At 72.7% G+C, this 16,195-nt stretch carries 12 protein-coding genes; 2 read left to right on the top strand and 10 right to left on the bottom strand.

All coding sequences use genetic code 11. The annotated features are described in order from the left end of the window. A partial coding sequence (locus AB0H82_RS28005) for an adenosylhomocysteinase (RefSeq protein ID WP_362639756.1) occupies positions 1–114 on the bottom strand: 114 nt, incomplete at its 3' end. Positions 115–470: 356 nt separating this feature from the next. Here AB0H82_RS28005 and AB0H82_RS28000 point away from each other — a divergent pair. Next, positions 471–2,474: a fructose-specific PTS transporter subunit EIIC gene (locus tag AB0H82_RS28000; protein ID WP_362997450.1), complete on the top strand. Its 2,004-nt coding sequence runs from the start codon at positions 471–473 to the stop codon at positions 2,472–2,474. Positions 2,475–2,554: 80 nt separating this feature from the next. Here the strand turns inward: AB0H82_RS28000 and AB0H82_RS27995 are convergent, their stop codons facing one another. The 7 genes from AB0H82_RS27995 to AB0H82_RS27965 all read right to left on the bottom strand — a co-directional run bounded on the left by AB0H82_RS27995 (position 2,555) and on the right by AB0H82_RS27965 (position 10,158). Beyond that, positions 2,555–3,514: a cation diffusion facilitator family transporter gene (locus AB0H82_RS27995; protein WP_362997448.1), complete on the bottom strand. Its 960-nt coding sequence runs from the start codon at positions 3,512–3,514 to the stop codon at positions 2,555–2,557. A 108-nt stretch (positions 3,515–3,622) separates the two neighbouring features. Next, a complete protein-coding gene (manA, locus tag AB0H82_RS27990; protein ID WP_362997447.1) occupies positions 3,623–4,774 on the bottom strand; it encodes a mannose-6-phosphate isomerase, class I in 1,152 nt (383 codons plus the stop codon). 86 nt (positions 4,775–4,860) lie between these two features. Further along, the gene (locus tag AB0H82_RS27985) at positions 4,861–6,060 is read right to left on the bottom strand and encodes an SIS domain-containing protein (protein WP_362997445.1); all 1,200 of its coding nucleotides are present in this window, start codon (positions 6,058–6,060) and stop codon (positions 4,861–4,863) included. Between the two features lie 68 nt (positions 6,061–6,128). Further along, positions 6,129–6,305 carry a Trm112 family protein gene (locus AB0H82_RS27980; protein WP_362997443.1) on the bottom strand — a complete coding sequence of 59 codons (177 nt, stop codon included), beginning with the start codon at positions 6,303–6,305 and terminating at the stop codon, positions 6,129–6,131. 165 nt (positions 6,306–6,470) lie between these two features. After that, positions 6,471–7,835: a phosphomannomutase/phosphoglucomutase gene (locus tag AB0H82_RS27975; RefSeq protein WP_362997441.1), complete on the bottom strand. Its 1,365-nt coding sequence runs from the start codon at positions 7,833–7,835 to the stop codon at positions 6,471–6,473. Between the two features lie 133 nt (positions 7,836–7,968). Continuing rightward, complete coding sequence (locus AB0H82_RS27970) at positions 7,969–9,585, bottom strand: L-lactate permease (protein WP_362997439.1); 1,617 nt, start codon at positions 9,583–9,585, stop codon at positions 7,969–7,971. Positions 9,586–9,738: 153 nt separating this feature from the next. Then, on the bottom strand, positions 9,739–10,158 hold the full coding sequence (locus AB0H82_RS27965) for a DUF3499 domain-containing protein (RefSeq protein WP_362997437.1): 420 nt from the start codon (positions 10,156–10,158) through the stop codon (positions 9,739–9,741). A 283-nt stretch (positions 10,159–10,441) separates the two neighbouring features. Between AB0H82_RS27965 and AB0H82_RS27960 the strand changes: the two genes are divergently transcribed. Then, entirely contained in the window at positions 10,442–10,894 is a 453-nt protein-coding gene (locus AB0H82_RS27960) for a metallopeptidase family protein (RefSeq protein WP_362997435.1), read from the top strand. 4 nt (positions 10,895–10,898) lie between these two features. On the opposite strand, the gene AB0H82_RS27955 is transcribed toward AB0H82_RS27960, so the two are convergent. Further along, on the bottom strand, positions 10,899–12,389 hold the full coding sequence (locus AB0H82_RS27955) for a DUF5719 family protein (protein WP_362997433.1): 1,491 nt from the start codon (positions 12,387–12,389) through the stop codon (positions 10,899–10,901). After that, positions 12,386–16,090 (bottom strand): glycosyltransferase, encoded by a 3,705-nt coding sequence (locus tag AB0H82_RS27950; RefSeq protein WP_362997431.1) that lies wholly within the window; start codon positions 16,088–16,090, stop codon positions 12,386–12,388. Before AB0H82_RS27950 ends, AB0H82_RS27955 begins: the two co-directional genes overlap by 4 nt. Between the last annotated feature and the right edge of the window lie 105 nt (positions 16,091–16,195).

Here is a 16,195-nt window from a genome sequence, read left to right as displayed (position 1 = left end):
GCGGATCGCCATCAGACCGGGCATCTCGTGCTCGGCCAGCGTGATCTCCTTACGGCCGAACGCCGCAAGCGAGAGGTCGGCGACCTTGAAGTCCTTGCCGTTGATGAGAGTCATGAGTGAGCTGCTCCTCGTGGATGGGTCGAGGGTGGACATGGCTGACCTGCGGCATCGGGCACACGGTGCACCGACGCGCGCAGCGCAGTCCGTCGGAGGCCCTCTCTCCCTCGGACAGTCCGTGCGTGGACCGCCCGACCGCCATCAGCAGCGACGTCTGGCTCGTCCCCAAGCTACACCGATTGGCCCAGCAAGCCCCAGCCCGCCTCCGCGGACATGATGTTCGGCGGATAGGCCGTCAGAGGCGGACGATATGGGACCTTTGCACTTTTGATCCTGCGCTTATGTGTTGCAGGATGCCTTGAGATCGGGAACATGTGCGCGATCTTGTGTGGCAAAGGCGTTAGGAGATCCACGTGACCAGTCCGGCCGAACCCCCCATAGGCGGGGACACCAGCGGGCAGCGGAGGCTGAAGCTGCTCGCCGTGACCGCCTGTCCGACCGGTATCGCCCACACGTACATGGCGGCCGAGAAGCTTTCGCAGGCGGCGGAGAGCCTCGGCATCGACATGAAGGTGGAGACACAGGGTTCCATCGGGGCCGAGAACGTCCTCTCTGACAACGATGTCAGAGACGCCGACGGCATCATCATCGCAGCCGACAAGGACGTGGACCGCAGCCGGTTCGCCGGTAAGCGCGTGCTGTCCGTCGGGGTGTCCGAGGGCATCAGCCACCCCGAGCAGCTGATCGAGCGGGTGCGGAGCGCTCCCGTGCACGGTGAGGGCGGTGCCGACGGCGCCGCGCGGGGCCCCGCAGGGGGCGCCGGGGGCGGTCGGGAGCGGAGCGTCGCGTACAAGGCGCTGATGAACGGCGTCTCGTACATGATTCCGTTCGTCGTGGTCGGCGGTCTGCTGATCGCGATCTCGCTGGCGCTGGGCGGCGATGCGACGTCCAAGGGCTATGTGATTCCGGAAGGCACCTTCTGGGCGCACGTGAACGCCATCGGGGTCATCGGCTTCACGCTGATGGTGCCGATCCTGTCGGGGTACATCGCGTACGCGATCGGGGACCGGCCCGCGCTGGTGCCGGGCATGATCGGCGGGTGGATCGCCAATACCGGGGAGCTGTACGACTCCAAGGCGGGCGCGGGCTTCATCGGGGCCATCGTCACCGGGTTCCTGGCCGGCTATCTGGTGCAGTGGATCAAGATGGTCAAGGTCCCGAAGTTCGTGCAGCCGATCATGCCGATCATCGTGATCCCGATCGTCGCGACCACCGCTCTCGGGCTGTTCTTCATCTACGTCATCGGCAAGCCGATCTCCTGGGTGTTCGAGCATCTGACGAGCTGGCTCAGCGGGATGACGGGCACCAGCGCGATCCTGCTCGGGGCGATCCTCGGCCTCATGATCGCGTTCGACATGGGTGGCCCCGTCAACAAGACCGCGTTCCTCTTCGGTACGGGGCTCATCGCGACCGGCAACCAGACCGTGATGGGCATGTGCGCCGCGGCCATCCCCGTGATGCCGCTCGGTCAGGGCCTCGCCACGCTGCTCCGCCGCAAGCTGTATTCGGAGCAGGAGCGCGAGACCGGGATGGCGTCGCTCTTCATGGGCTTCTTCGGGATTTCCGAGGGCGCGATTCCGTTCGCCGCCGCGCGGCCCGCGCAGGTCATTCCCGCCAACATGCTGGGCGGCGCCGTCGCCGGTGCCATCGCCGGCATGGCGAGCGTGAAGGACGCGGTGCCGCACGGCGGGCCGATCGTGGCGATCCTTGGCGCGGTGGGCGGCGTACCCATGTTCTTCGTGGCCATCGCCGTCGGTGCGGTCGTCACGGCGCTCACGACCGTGACGCTGGTCGACCTCAGTGAGCGCAAGCGGCGCGGGGCTCCCCCGGTCGACGCGCCGGGTGTGCCCGAGGCGGCGCTCGCCGAGCCCGACGAAAAGGACGACGAAGAGGAGAAGGACGAGGTCCTCTCCGGATATCTCAACCGACAGACCGTGAAGGTCCGGCTCAACGCGGGCGACAAGGAGGCCGCCATCCGCGAGATGGCCGCGCTGCTCGCCACCACCGGCAAGGTCAACGACGTGGAGGAGCTGGTGCGGACCGCGCTGCGGCGTGAGGCGCAGGGCACCACCGGGCTCGGCGAGGAGATCGCCATCCCGCATGCCAAGACCGATGCCGTGGACGCCCCGGTTGTCGGGTTCGCGCGGTCGCCGGAAGGCATCGAGTGGGGCTCGCTCGACGGTACGAAGGCCAAGCTGATCTTCATGATCTCCGTGCCGGAGGCGGCCGCCGGGGACGAGCACCTGCGGATTCTCGCCCTGTTGTCGCGGAAGCTGATGGACACGGGCTTCCGGGAGCGGCTGGAGGCCGCGCCCGACGACGCGGCGGTCCTCGACGTGCTGCGCGAGGTCCGGTAGCGGCCGGGGTGCGTCCGGATACGGGGATGGGGCCCCGCACCACACCGGTGCGGGGCCCCATCGCGTACGGACGAGGAGGCTCAGTGGCCGCCGGGCGCCTTCGCCGGGTTCTGGCCGGCGGCGGCCGCCGACTCGTTGTAGATGTCCGGCTCCAGGTAGATCACTCGGGCGATCGGGACCGCGGCGCGGATGCGCTCCTCCGCGGCGTTGATCGCGGTGGCGACCTCGGCGGCCGTGTTGTCGTGCTGGACGGCGACCTTGGCGGCGACGAGGAGCTCCTCGGGGCCGAGGTGGAGCGTGCGCATGTGGATGACCTTGGTGACCGTGTCGCCGTCGACCAGGGCCTTCTCGATCTTGCCGACCTCTTCGAGGCCCGCGGCCTCACCGAGCAGCAGGGACTTGGTCTCCGCCGCGAGGATGATCGCGATCGCGATGAGGAGGACGCCGATGCAGAGCGTGCCGATGCCGTCCCAGACGCCGTCGCCGGTGGCCAGCGCGAGGCCGACGCCGCCGAGGGCGAGGATCAGGCCGACGAGGGCGCCGAGGTCCTCCAGGAGGACGACGGGCAGCTCCGGCGCCTTGGCGCGGCGGACGAACTGCGTCCAGGTGAGCTTGCCGCGCGTCGCGTTGGACTCCTTGATGGCGGTCCGGAAGGAGAAGCTCTCCGCGATGATCGCGAACACCAGGACCCCGACGGGCCAGTACCAGTGCTCGATCTCGTGCGGGCTCTTGATCTTCTCGTAGCCCTCGTAGATCGCGAACATGCCGCCGACCGAGAAGAGGACGATGGAGACGAGGAAGGCGTAGATGTAGCGCTCGCGGCCGTAGCCGAACGGGTGCTGCGGGGTCGCCTCGCGCTGCGCCTTCTTGCCGCCGACGAGCAGCAGTCCCTGGTTGCCGGAGTCGGCGAGGGAGTGGACGCTCTCGGCGAGCATCGAGGACGAGCCACTGAAGATGAACGCGACGAACTTCGCCACCGCGATCGCGAGGTTCGCGGCCAGTGCCGCGACAATCGCCTTTGTTCCGCCTGACGCGCTCATGAGTGCGGGGTTCCCCTTCGCCTTCGTACGTATCGACCACGCTGTCGGCGGTGCTTTGCCCGCCCTTTGCGGTGGGTCATTGTTGCAGCACGGGAGGGCCTTGGTGCGTCAGGCCACCACGGTGGCTCGGAAAACCGTGCCGGGGCCGGACACTTCGGCCTTTTCACCCGCGGGGACGAATGCGGACTGGCCGGGCGTCAGGGACAGTTCGCCGGCGCGGACCGAGCCCGCCGTGCAGAGCAGGATCTGCGGGGTGGGGGCGGTGAGGTCGTGCGGGGCGGCGCCCTCGGGCAGGACGAGGCGGGAGAGGCGGAACTCGTCGATCGGGGTTTCGTAGACCTCTTCGCCGGTCTCGGAGGCCTCGGGGCGCAGGACGCCTGGGTCGGTGGCGTCGAAGCGGACGACGCGCAGCAGTTCGGGTACGTCGACGTGCTTGGGGGTCAGGCCGCAGCGCAGGACGTTGTCGCTGTTGGCCATGATCTCCACGCCGAGGCCGTTGAGATAGGCGTGTGGAATGCCGGCGCCGAGGAACAGGGCCTCTCCGGGCTGCAGTTGGACGTGGTTGAGGAGCATGGCGGCGATGACGCCGGGGTCGCCGGGGTAGTGGTGGGCGATGCCCGCGTAGGGCGCGTAGATCCCGCCGAGGCGCCGGGCGGCGGCCGTGACCTCGGTGACCGTCTCGGCCATCTCCTCGGGGTCGGCGGTCAGCACGGCCGTCAGGACCTCGCGCAGGGCGGCCTCTTCGGGCTGGGCGCGCAGCAGGTCGACGTACGGCTTGAGGCTGTCGACCTCCAGGGCTTCCAGGAGGGCCGCGGTCTCGGCGGGGGCGCGGAAGCCGCACAGGCCGTCGAAGGGCGTGAGGGCGCAGATCAGTTCGGGCTTGTGGTTGGCGTCCTTGTAGTTGCGGTGCGGGGCGTCGACCGGGACGCCGCGGCGCTCCTCGTCGGCGTAACCCTCCTTCGCCTGCGCGAGGTCGGGGTGGACCTGGAGGGAGAGCGGGGCACCCGCGGCGAGGATCTTGAGGAGGAAGGGCAGGCGCGGGCCGAACTTGGCGGCGGCCGCCTTGCCGAGCTCGCGCTCCGGGGCCGCGTCGATGACCTCGTTCAGTGCGCCGCGCTCAGTGCGCGAGGGCGCGCCCGGGTGGGCGCCCATCCACATCTCGGCCTGCGGTTCGCCGCTCGGCTCGGCGCCGGTGAGCTCCGCGATGGCGGTGGTGGAACCCCAGGCGTAGGGGCGGATGGTGTTGGTGAGGCGGTCCACGGAGGGGCTCTCCCTTACTGGGTACTACTGCACTGGGTACTGCTGCGTGTGCGCGTGCCGGGCCTTCGAGGTGACCGGTGCAGTGGTCATGATCCGGCCCCCGAGGCGAGCGCCAGGTAAACGGCGGCGAAATCCGTGACGGCGATCAGCTCGGCGAGCGCTTCCAGTTCGTCGCCGTCCTCCGGTTCGAGTTCGCTGAGCGCGATGTCGTGGCCGTGTGCCAGTTCGCGGGCGGCGGGGGCCGCGGTGAGGCCTCCGGCGTCCACTGGACGGTCGCGGAGCAGCACCACGCGCGCGCGGAGGGCGGCCGGGTCGTCGACGCGGTCGCGGAAGAAGTCGTCGGTGTCGTCGCCGCCGGTGGGGCTGCCGGCGAGGACGGCGCCGTGCGCGGGCAGCGCCTCGGGCAGTTCGGCGGCGAGCGCGGCGTGCCCGGCCTGCTCGGCGAGGGTGGCGGCGAAGCGGCGTCCCGCGGCTCCCGCGGACTGGCCCTCGGTCCAGATCAGCGGGAGGGAGTCGGCCAGCTCGGCGGCGAGCGTCTTGGCGGGGTTGCTGTACGTGGAGACGGCGGGGCCGCAGCGCTCGGCGACGCGGTCGAGGCGGTCGGCGACCTTCTGCAGGGTGTCGGCGGGGGCGGCGACCAGTCCGGTGCGGTCGAGGAGCACGAGGAGCGGGACGAGGAGGGCCCACAGGGTGCAGGGGGCGCCGGGCGCGGCCTCGTCCTCGACGCGGCGTGCCTCGTACGAGGCGGAGCCGCGGGTAGCGTCGTCGTGCGGGCCTTCGTACGCCCCGTAGGGGGAGGTCGCCATGGGGACGGTGAGGCCGTGGCTGCCCTCCACGCTCTCGGCGAGCGGGGTGCGCGCGGGGGCGACGGCGACGACCGTGCAGCCGCGGCGGTACGCCTGGTCGGCGAGGAGGGAGAGGCCGGGTTCGGTGCCGTCGGGGGTGGCGATGAGGAGCAGGTCCACCGGGCCGACCCAGCCGGGCAGGGTCCAGCGCAGGGCGCCCGCGGCGGGGGCGACACCGCTCGGGGCGAGGCGGATGACGGGGCAGCCGGTGCCGATGAGGCCGTCGAGAATGTCGGCGACGCAGGCGGCGGCGGTGCCGGGCCCCGCGATGAGGACGGCGCGGGGACGGCCGTCGGGCTTGAGCTCCGTCAGACCCGCCTCCGTGGCGTGCCGGGCCGCGGTGCGGACGCGGGCGCCCGCTTCCGCGGCGCCGCGCAGCAGTCCTCGGCGGTCGGCGCGGGCGAGCGCCTCTGGGTCGTCGAGCAGCGACTCGTCGAGCATGGGGTGAGGTCTCCGATCGCCGTGCGCGGCTTCCTGCAGGGTGGCCCGGGGGTGCCGGGCGGGTGCCGCTATGCGGGGCGGCGTGCCTCGTCGACCAGGAGTACGGGGATGCCGTCGCGGAGCGGGTAGGCGAGGCCGCATTCCTTGGCGTCCGCCGTGCAGATCAGCTCGGTGTCCGTCTCCTTGAGGGGGGCGTGACAGGCCGGGCAGGCGAGGATCTCCAGGAGGCCGGCTTCGAGCGGCATGGGGTGGGTCCCTTCGAGCGGATGCGGTGGGGTGCGCCGCGGTGGCGCACGGGATGCGGCCTGGTCAGCCTACCTCCGTGCGGGACGGTGCGTGGGGGTGCGGGAAGGTCGCGGCCGGGCTGCCGCGACCTTCCCGCGGCGGCCGGTTGTCCGCGGGTGCGGAGGTCAGCCGCGGATGATGGCGAGGGCCTCGTCGCGCGCCTTGGCCATGGTCGTCTCGTCGCGTGCCTCGACGTTCAACCGCAGGAGGGGTTCCGTGTTCGACGCGCGTACGTTGAACCACCAGTCGGCGGCGGTGACGGTGAGGCCGTCCAGCTCGTCGAGGGTGATGCCGTCCTTGCCTTCGTACGCCGTCTTGATCGCGGCGAGGCGGGCGGTCTGGTCGTCGACCGTGGAGTTGATCTCTCCGGAGCCCGCGTACCGGTCGTACTGGGCGACGAGGGCGGAGAGCGGGCCGTCCTGGCCGCCGAGGGCCGCGAGGACGTGGAGGGCGGCGAGCATGCCCGTGTCCGCGTTCCAGAAGTCCTTGAAGTAGTAGTGCGCGGAGTGCTCGCCGCCGAAGATCGCGCCGGTCCGCGCCATCTCGGCCTTGATGAAGGAGTGGCCCACGCGTGTGCGCACGGGCGTGCCGCCGTTCTCCTTCACGACCTCCGGGACCGACCAGGAGGTGATGAGGTTGTGGATGACGGTGCCCTTGCCGCCGTGCTTGGCCAGCTCGCGGGAGGCGACCAGGGCGGTGATGGCCGACGGGGAGACCGGGGCGCCGTTCTCGTCGACGACGAAGCAGCGGTCGGCGTCGCCGTCGAAGGCGATGCCGAGGTCGGCTCCCTCTTCGCGCACCCGCTTCTGCAGGTCCACGATGTTGGCCGGGTCCAGGGGGTTGGCCTCGTGGTTGGGGAAGGTGCCGTCGAGCTCGAAGTACATCGGCACCAGCTCCAGGGGCAGGCCCTCGAAGACGGTGGGGACCGTGTGCCCGCCCATGCCGTTGCCCGCGTCGACGACGACCTTGAGGGGGCGGATGGCGGTGAGGTCGACGAGGCCGCGGAGGTGGGCGGCGTAGTCGGTGAGGGTGTCGCGCTCGGTGAGGGTGCCGGGGGTCGCGGCGCTCTCAGGGGCGCCGGACTCGCTCCAGCGCTCCACGAGGGCGCGGATGTCGGCGAGGCCGGTGTCCTGGCCGACGGGGGCGGCGCCGGCGCGGCACATCTTGATGCCGTTGTACTGGGCGGGGTTGTGCGACGCGGTGAACATCGCGCCCGGCAGGTCGAGGGCGCCCGACGCGTAGTACAGCTGGTCCGTCGAGCACAGGCCGATCTGTGTCACGTCCACGCCGAGGGCGGCGGCGCCCCGCGCGAAGGCGCGCGAGAGGCCGGGCGACGAGGGGCGCATGTCGTGTCCGACCACGATCGCGTCCGCCTCCGTGACCTTGGCGAAAGCCGCCCCGAACAGCTCGGCGAGCGACTCGTCCCACTGGTCCGGGACCACCCCGCGGACGTCGTACGCCTTCACGATCTGGGACAGATCAGCAGTCACGGCCAACCCTCTCTGCAGGTTCTGCGAGTTCAGCGAGGACGGAGAGCCCTCCGCGCACCACAAAACTACCCGCTGGGACCGACAGCAGGCCGGGCCTCGGCCACAGCCGCACCGCGGTGGCGTCCGAGCGGGCTCACGGCAGCATCCAGCCGAGTACCGCGGTGCTCTGTCCGACGACGATCAGGCACATGACGAGGAGCAGGCCGAGGCTCCAGGGCAGCACCTTGCGCAGCAGGTCGCCCTCCTTGCCCGCGAGTCCGACGGCGGCGCACGCGATCGTCAGGTTCTGCGGGGAGATCATCTTGCCGAGGACGCCTCCGGAGCTGTTGGCGGCCGCGAGGAGTTCCGGCGACAGGCCCGACTGCTGGGCGGCCGTCACCTGGAGGGCGCCGAAGAGGGCGTTGGCCGAGGTGTCGGAGCCGGTCACCGCGACGCCGAACCAGCCGAGCACCGGTGACAGGAAGGCGAGTCCCGCGCCGGCGGCGGCTACGTAGTGCCCGATCGTGGCGGCCTGGCCGGAGAGGTTCATGACGTAGGCGAGCGCGAGGACGGCGGTCACGGTGAGGATCGCGAAGCGCAGTTCGTGGACGGTGGCGGCCCATTCGCGCACCGCCACGCGCGCGTGCACCCCGATGACCGCCGCGGTGCCCACGCCGGCGAGCAGCACGAGCGTGCCGCCGGTCGCCACGAGCGGCAGCGAGAAGACGTTGCCGCCGACCGGGTCTCCGGAGGGGTCGCCGACGTTCAGGAAGGGCCAGTCGAAGGTGCGGGTCGCCTTCGCGAGGAGGTCCTTGACGGCCGGGATCTGGGCGACGGAGAAGATGGCGACGATGAGGGCGTACGGGGCGTAGGCGCGCAGCACTTCGGGGCGCGGGTCGTCGTGGTCGAGGTCTTCGCTGCGCGCGCCGGTGAGGACCGCGGCGCGGACGGGTTCGGGGGCGGGCCTGCGCGCGTGCGGGACGGCCATGAGCGCGCCCGCGCCCGCCAGTGCCGCTCCGATGTCGGCGAGTTGCGCGGAGACGTAGTTGGACGCGGCGAACTGCGCGACGGCGAAGGCGAGTCCGCAGGCGAGGGCGGGCACCCAGGTCTCGCGCAGCCCGCGGCGCCCGTCCACGAGCGCCACGAGGAGCAGCGGCACGACGAGGGCGAGCAGGGGTGTCTGGCGGCCGACGACCGTGGCGACGGTGTCCAGCGGCAGGCCCGTCACCTGGGCCAGTGTCAGGACGGGGGTGCCCATGGCGCCGAAGGCGACGGGTGCGGTGTTGGCGACGAGGGCGACGACCGCGGCGCGCACCGGGTCGAAGCCGAGGGCGACGAGCATGACCGCGCTGATCGCGACCGGCGCCCCGAAGCCGGCTAGTGCCTCCAGGAGCGCCCCGAAGCAGAAGGCGACGACGAGGGCCTGGATGCGGGGGTCGTCGGAGAGCCTGCCGAAGGAGCGGCGCAGGATGTCGAAGTGCCGGGTGCGGACCGTCATGCGGTACACCCACAGGGCGTTGACGACGATCCACAGGATGGGGAAGAGCCCGAAGAGTGCCCCTTGCGCGGCGCTGGAGGCGGTCTGGCCGAGCGGCATGCCGTACGCGAGCCAGGCGACCAGGACGGCGACGGCGAGGCCGATGAGCCCTGCCCGGTGCGCTTTCATGCGGACGGCGCCGAGGAGGACGAGGACGGTCAGGAGGGGCAGGGTCGCGACGAGTGCGGACAGGCCGAGCGAGTCGGCGACGGGCTCCAGTTGCTGCACGAACACAGGACGCCTCCCGGCTGTGGGGTGGCGAAATCGTCAGGGCCTGGGTGAACGTGCGTCAACGTGCCGGACGGCGAAGATCCGGTGAAGGGGGCTTCCGGGGCGACGGGCGTGCCGACGGGCTGTGGCGGGCCGTGAACTCGCGCGGTAGGCGGTTCAGGAGTCCGGTGAGCGCAGCACCCTGAGGTGGCCGCGGCGTGCGACCTCCATGGGGTCCCGGCGGGCGCCGCCGCCGGCCTCGGCCGCGCGCTCCTGCGGGCGGGCCGCCTCGCGCACGGCGTTGGCGAGGGCTTCGAGGTCGTCGCCGGAGGGGCGGGCCGGACCCGAGGCGTCGGCGAGCCGGACGACGTCCCAGCCGCGGGGTGCGGTGAGGCGCTCGGAGTGCTCGGCGCACAGGTCGTAGCAGTGGGGTTCGGCGTAGGTGGCGAGGGGGCCGAGGACCGCGGTCGAGTCGGCGTAGACGTACGTCAGCGTCGCGACGGCGGAACGGCCGCAAGCGGTGCGCGAACAGCGACGTACAGGGCTCACGATGTTGGACGGTACCGCACTCTTGAGCGGGCCGCGACGACTCTCCATGAGGTCACTCCACCGTGTCGTGTCCGGGGCGATGCGTCGGCGCCCCGGACGCGCACGTCGTTGACCTGCGTGGACGCCAGTGGCCACAGGGGCGCGTGGTGCTGGATCCGGTCATCACATGGCGCGGATCACGTCATTTGGCGCGAGTTCGACGGTCCAGGAGAGATACGGAATTGAGTCCAACCGTGCCCGGAACGGTCAGGAAGCGACATGTCGTGCCCCACATGGAACATGTCGTGCCCCCCATGGAAAGGGCGATCTCGGGGACTACTCTTCGTCAGTGATGGACGACCCCGTAGAGCCCCGCTCCGCAGACCCGAGGCCGCGCCGCCGCGACCGCCACGGCCGAGGCATGCGCGGCCCCGTGGCGCCGCCTCAGGTGCCGCTGTCCGCCAGCCGCGGCGAGGCCTTCACCGATCTCGTGCAGGACTCCGTGGAGCGTCTTGAGCGGCGCTGGCCGCAGCTCACGGAGATCGAGTTCATGGTGCTTGAGGTGCCGCCCCTGGGCCGGGCGGGCGTCGAGTGGCAGGACGAGGTGGTTCCCTTGGGCGGCACGATCACGGCGTCCGAGGGGCGGCCCGCCCGCGTCGTCATCTACCGCCGTCCCGTGGAGATCCGCACCAAGGGACGCGACGAACGCGCGCACCTCGTGCACGAGGTGGTCGTCGAGCAGGTCGCGGAGCTGCTCGGCATGTCCCCGGAGTCGGTGGACCCGCGCTACGGGGACGAGGACTGACCCCTCACTTCTGAAGCACCGCCAGGTCCCGCTCTGCCCTCGGCACCGCCACCGTCCCCCGGTCGTCCGGCAGCGTCTGGACGGTGAACATGGGGAGGCCGCCCTCCGGCTGTGACAGCGTCCGCGCCGCGTGGACCGGGCCGCCGGACACCGGCTCCACCGTGAGCGCGTAGGCACCCTTGAGCCCGTCGGGCCTCGGCGGGTCCGCGATCTCCAGGGTCGTGCCGCCCTTGACCGTGTACGTCTTCGTCACCGGGGAGCCGCCCTCGGTGCCTGCCGACGCCGTGACCTTCACCTTCGCCGACTTCTCCGGCGCGACCAGCGAGAGCGTGGCGTCCTTGGCGCCGTTGCCTGCGACCGTCGCGCGCGTGCCCACCTCGCCCGTCGCAGGGATGAACGCCGTCTCCTGCTTGCTGCCCTTGCCGCGGGTCACCCGCAGCGCCGCCACCACGGGGACCGGTGTGTCGGTCGGCGACAGGAGCAGCGAGCCGGCCTCGCCCTTGGTGACGTCGCCGAGGTCGACGGCGGCCGTCATGCCGGACTTGACGTGCAGGTTCTCGTTCCCGGCCGGGGTGAGTGTGCCGTTCGGGGAGGCCAGCTGGACCTTCAGGTCCGCGTCCCGCGCGCCGGGTGCGTAGGCGACCAGGCGCACCGAGGTGGCGTCCTTCGGGATGCCCGGCAGGACGAGGCTGTCCGCCGGGTCGGTGGACGCGGCCAGCCAGTCGCCGCCCAGCTTCTCGTCGGAGGACTGCACGGCGGCCGCGACCCGGCCGCTGCGCGCGATCACGTGCATGGTGAGGTTCGGATACGCCTTGTCGGCGAGCGTGGAGAGCAGCACCGGGACGCTGGAGTGCGGCTGGACCTGGATCGAGTCGCCGACCGCGGACGTGACCTCGCCGTCCGGGCCGAACAGCTCGACGTCGATGACGGCGGCGGAGTCGTCCGGGTTCGTCAGGTGGATGTAGTCGCTGCGGTCCTTGGCGGTGCTCGCGCCGGGGAACCAGAAGTCGGTGTCGGGCGCGGTGCAGTGGGTGCCGTGCATGCCGCGGCCGCTGCCCGCCGCGTACGTCGTGGTCTGCTGCACGGTCCAGCCGGGGGCGAGCCCGCCGTCGGCCGTGCCGATGAGGGCGGGCGCCTCGGCGCCCGACGCCTCGCCCGCGACCGGCTCGCCCGGCGTCTTCTGGGTGAGGAAGGGCTTGGCCTTCTTGTCGTTCTCCTTGGCCGCGTCGGTCAACGCCTTGCTCACGGGCAGCAGTTCCGCCTTGCCCGTGGCCGCGGCGCCGCTCGCCTTCGGTGTGAAGGCGGTGTACGAGGTCTCGGCGAGGTCGGAGGAGCTGGGCACCGGGCAGAGCAGGCTGGTGCGCTCGACGGGGAGCCGTGCGGCGGCCTTCGCCCCGGCGTCGTCCGTGCCGTCCGTCCCGCCGAACGCGGCGAACCCGGTGACGGCACCCAGGGCGACGACCACGGCGATGAGGGACTGGGTGGTGCGGTTCACTGCTGGCTCCCGTCGGGGCGCTCACTGTCGGTGCCGTGGCCGTGGCCGTGGGGCGGGCGCGGGGGCGGCGGCGGCATGGGGGGCTGCTGCTGGTCGTACGAGGCGTCGTGCGGCGTGCCGTACGAGGTGTCGTACGACTGTCCGTACTGCTGGTCGCCTCCATAGACACCGCCGGAGACACCGCCCGCGCCTCCGTAGGACGCGTACGGGTCGTACTGGCCGCCCTGATAGGCGTCCGCCTGGTACGCCGGCTGCTCGTACGGCGCGCCGGCCGGGTACTGCCCGCCCGGGTACTGCTCGCCCTGGTACTGCCCGCTGCCGTACTCCTCGTAGGGCTGCGACTGCTGGTGCGGGACCGCGGCGTAGGCCTCCTCCGAAGGAGGAGGCGGTACGTCCTGGCCGGCCTCTTGTGCGGCCTGTTCGCTCTGGGCCCGCAGCCTGCGCGCCCTGCGGCCCTCGCCCTCGACGGCCTGGGCCGGGACGACGGGCTCCTCGGGGAGGTCGTCGTCGACGTCGCGGCGGCGGCCGGGCAGGGCGAGCACCACGAGGACGACGGCGAGCGCGCCCTGCGCCCACCGCCAGGCCGTGTGGCTCAGCGGGGCGTCGAAGGTGACGTCCAGGTGGCCGCCCGCGGTGGGCAGTTCGAAGCCCTGGGCCCAGCCGTCGACGGTGGTGCGGGGCAGCGGGTGGCCGTCGAGGGTCGCCGTCCAGCCCGGGTCGGCGGAGTCGGCGAGGCGCAGGACGCGGCCCGCGTCCCCGGACTCGATCTTCGTGTGGAGCTCGACGGGTCCTGCCGCGACGGGCTCGGGGTCGCCGGTCTTGTGGATGACGGCGGCGCGTGCCACCTGCCGGTCCACGCGCCACAGGGCGCTGCCGTCCTCCTGGCTGAGCCGGGTCAGGCCAGGGGTGGCGTCCAGGGTGCGGCTCATCTGGCGGGGCGCTCCGTCGCGTACGAGGACGTACCGGACGGCGAAGCCGCCGAGCTGGTCGGCCTGGTCGGCGCCGGAGCCCGCGATCAGCCGGGCGACGATCTTGTCGAGCCGCTCGTCGTCGGGGGCCGCCGCGGCGAGTTCCGCGTCGCCGAGCCGGGCGCCCGATCCCCGTACGAGCGTGTAGGAGACATGGGCGGCGGAGTCGCTGCCGAGGACGAGGGTGCGGGCCTGGTCCTCGGTGCCGCTCTCCTCCGCGACGAACGCGGGCACCTGCACCGGATCGCGCCGCTCCAGCGGGCCGTCGGCGCCGCCGATCATCCATCCCGCGGCGACGAGCAGCGGCCCGGCGGCCGCGGCGAACGCGATGAGCGCGGCGACCGGCTGGCGCCAGCCGAAGCTCTGTTCGGCGACACGCGCGCGTGCCCCGTCGGCGCCGAGCGCGGCGGCGGCCAGGAGCGCGATGCCGTAGCCGAGGGTGGCCGGTCCTGCCCACGCCGAGCCGTTCGACAGGACGGCGAAGACCAGGGAGACCAGGGCGACGGCCCAGGCGGTGCGGACCGCGAGCTGCCGCTCGCCGCGCAGCAGGGCGCCGAGCGCGGCGAGGACGATGCCGATGAGCAGCAGGCCGTGCACGGTGCCGGGGCCGCCGGGGCTGGCGCCGAGCAGGTCGAGGGCGGTGGCGGAGCCGGTGCCGAACTCCAGGCCCGCTTCCTGGAAGAAGCCGAAGGGCAGCAGCGAGAGGGACCAGGGCGCGAGGACGAGCAGCGGGGTGCCGAGTGCGGCGAGGAAGCGCGGTCCGTACGCCGCGATGTCGCCGCGGCGCACCGCGAGCAGGGCGAGGCCGAGCACCAGGGCGATCGGCCAGACGATCGGCGTGAAGGCCGTGGCGAGGGTCAGGAGCAGGGTGTACGCCCAGGTGGCGCGCCAGGTGCCGCGGGCGCCCCGCGGGTTGGCGAGGCCGCTCGCCGCGATGCCCGCGCGCGCGATGAGCGGCAGCAGGACGGCGAGGACGGCGGTGCCCACGCGGCCGCCTGCGAGGGCGCCGGTGGTGGCGGGCAGGAAGGCGTACGCGATCGACGCCCACGCGCGGAGCAGCCGCGAGGTGACGAGCGGGCGCGAGGCGAAGTACGCGGCGAAGCCGGCCAGGGGGACGGAGCCGACGAGCAGCACGGTGACCGCGAGCCCGGTGGAGCCGAAGAAGAGGGTGGACAGGCTCGCGACGAGCGCCACATAGGGCGGGGCGCCCTGGGTGCCGCCGGTGCCGACAGGGTGCCAGGCGTCCGTGTAACGCGCCCACAGGTCCGAGGAGTCGGAGGGTGCGGGCAGCAGCGCGCCGCCCGCGAGCGCACCGGTGCCGAGCAGGGCGCGGCAGGCGATGAGCGACGCGAAGAGGAGTACTACGAAGAGGATCGGTCCCGGTTTGCGGGCGATGCGCTTGAGGCGGGCGAACTGCTCGACCTCCAGGAAGTCGGCGTCGTCGCCGCCGGGTCCGGACTCGACGGCTCCGTGCCGTCCGGCGCCGGCCGGGGCGTCGGCTTCGGTGCGGCCGACGAGACTGCCCGCGGCCTGTTCGAAGGTGGCCCGCACGGTGGCGCCCGGCGGTGGGAAGAGGGGCCGCATCTCGCCGGCGTCGGGCAGCGGCTTGCCGCGCTGCTTGCGGGCGCCGAGGATCCGGCCGGGCCGCAGCAGCGTGGCGAGGAGGCCCGCGACCTCGTCGATGGCCTGTCCCGGGGCCTTGCCGACGAGGTACGCGAAGGTGCGCACGAGCGTGCCGACGACGATGCGGAAGAGCACCCAGGGCAGCACGGCCGAGCGGGCGTTGACGAGCAGGGTGTAGGTGGCGCCGGCCTTGTCCACGCGGTGCGGCGAGGTCGCCGTGCGGCCGACGCAGTCGACGGTGCGGCGCTCGCGGGAGGAGGCCTCGGCGTGCCGGACGACGGCGTCGGGGGCGACGAGGACGCGGTGGCCCGCGGCGTGCGCGCGCCAGCACAGGTCGACGTCGTCGCGCATGAGGGGCAGCCGGCGGTCGAAGCCGCCGAGCTGTTCGTAGACGTCGCGGCGGATCAGCATGCCCGCGGTGGACACGGAGAGGACGGGCCGCACGTGGTCGTGCTGGCCCTGGTCCTGCTCGCGCCGGTCGAGGCCGGTCCAGCGGCGGCCGCTGTTGGCGATGGAGACGCCGACTTCGAGGAGCTGCCTGCGGTCGTACCAGCCGCGGAGCTTGGGGCCGACGACGGCGACGTCCTTGCCGAGCTCTCTTTCGTTCTCCACGACGCGGAGCAGTTCGGCGAGGGCGTCGGGCTCGGGCGCGCAGTCGTCGTGCAGCAGCCAGAGCCACTGCACGGGCTCGCCGTGCGGCAGGTCGGGCAGGTCGTACGCGTCGTCGCGCCAGCTCCGGCTCACCGGGTCCCAGCCGCTGGGGCGCTTCAGATAGGGCAGCTCTTCGGGGGTGAGGACCGCGGCGGTGCGGACGGCCTCGTCGACGGCGGTGCCGAAGCCGGAGCGGCGGGCGAGGTGCAGCACGCGGTCGGCGCCGAGGGCCTCGGTGACCAGTTGGGCGGAGTCGTCCGCGCTGCCGGTGTCGGCGGCGACGGCGCTCTGCACGGGCCGCTCCTGGCCGAGCAGCCCCGCCAGGGCGTCGGGCAGCCAGCGGGCGCCGTCGTGGGAGACGAGGACGGCGGTCACGACATGCCGCGGGAACTCGGGCGGGCGGGTCGGGTCGAACCCGGTGGCAGCGTCGTGGGCTGCCGAATGGCTGTGCACGGACATCGAGGTACGGGCCCCGGTTCGCTGGACTGCGGTGGACGCCCGCGCCCCGCTGGGGCGCCGGGTCGTCTCGGACGGGGCCCCACACTAACGGCTGGCACCGGAACG

The sequence above is a fragment of the Streptomyces sp. NPDC050732 genome (assembly GCF_040654255.1).
GTDB lineage: Bacteria > Actinomycetota > Actinomycetes > Streptomycetales > Streptomycetaceae > Streptomyces.
Note: the sequence above shows the minus strand (reverse complement) of the source record. Positions and strands in the feature narration are given on the sequence as shown.

What these genes read in the sequence shown, in the direction of transcription:
- AB0H82_RS27995 (WP_362997448.1), bottom strand. Translation starts at nt 3,514, where the DNA reads ATGAGCGCGTCAGGCGGAACAAAGGCGATTGTCGCGGCACTGGCCGCG.
- AB0H82_RS27985 (WP_362997445.1), bottom strand. Translation starts at nt 6,060, where the DNA reads ATGCTCGACGAGTCGCTGCTCGACGACCCAGAGGCGCTCGCCCGCGCC.
- AB0H82_RS27980 (WP_362997443.1), bottom strand. Translation starts at nt 6,305, where the DNA reads ATGCCGCTCGAAGCCGGCCTCCTGGAGATCCTCGCCTGCCCGGCCTGT.
- AB0H82_RS27965 (WP_362997437.1), bottom strand. Translation starts at nt 10,158, where the DNA reads ATGGAGAGTCGTCGCGGCCCGCTCAAGAGTGCGGTACCGTCCAACATC.
- AB0H82_RS27960 (WP_362997435.1), top strand. Translation starts at nt 10,442, where the DNA reads ATGGACGACCCCGTAGAGCCCCGCTCCGCAGACCCGAGGCCGCGCCGC.
- AB0H82_RS27950 (WP_362997431.1), bottom strand. Translation starts at nt 16,090, where the DNA reads ATGTCCGTGCACAGCCATTCGGCAGCCCACGACGCTGCCACCGGGTTC.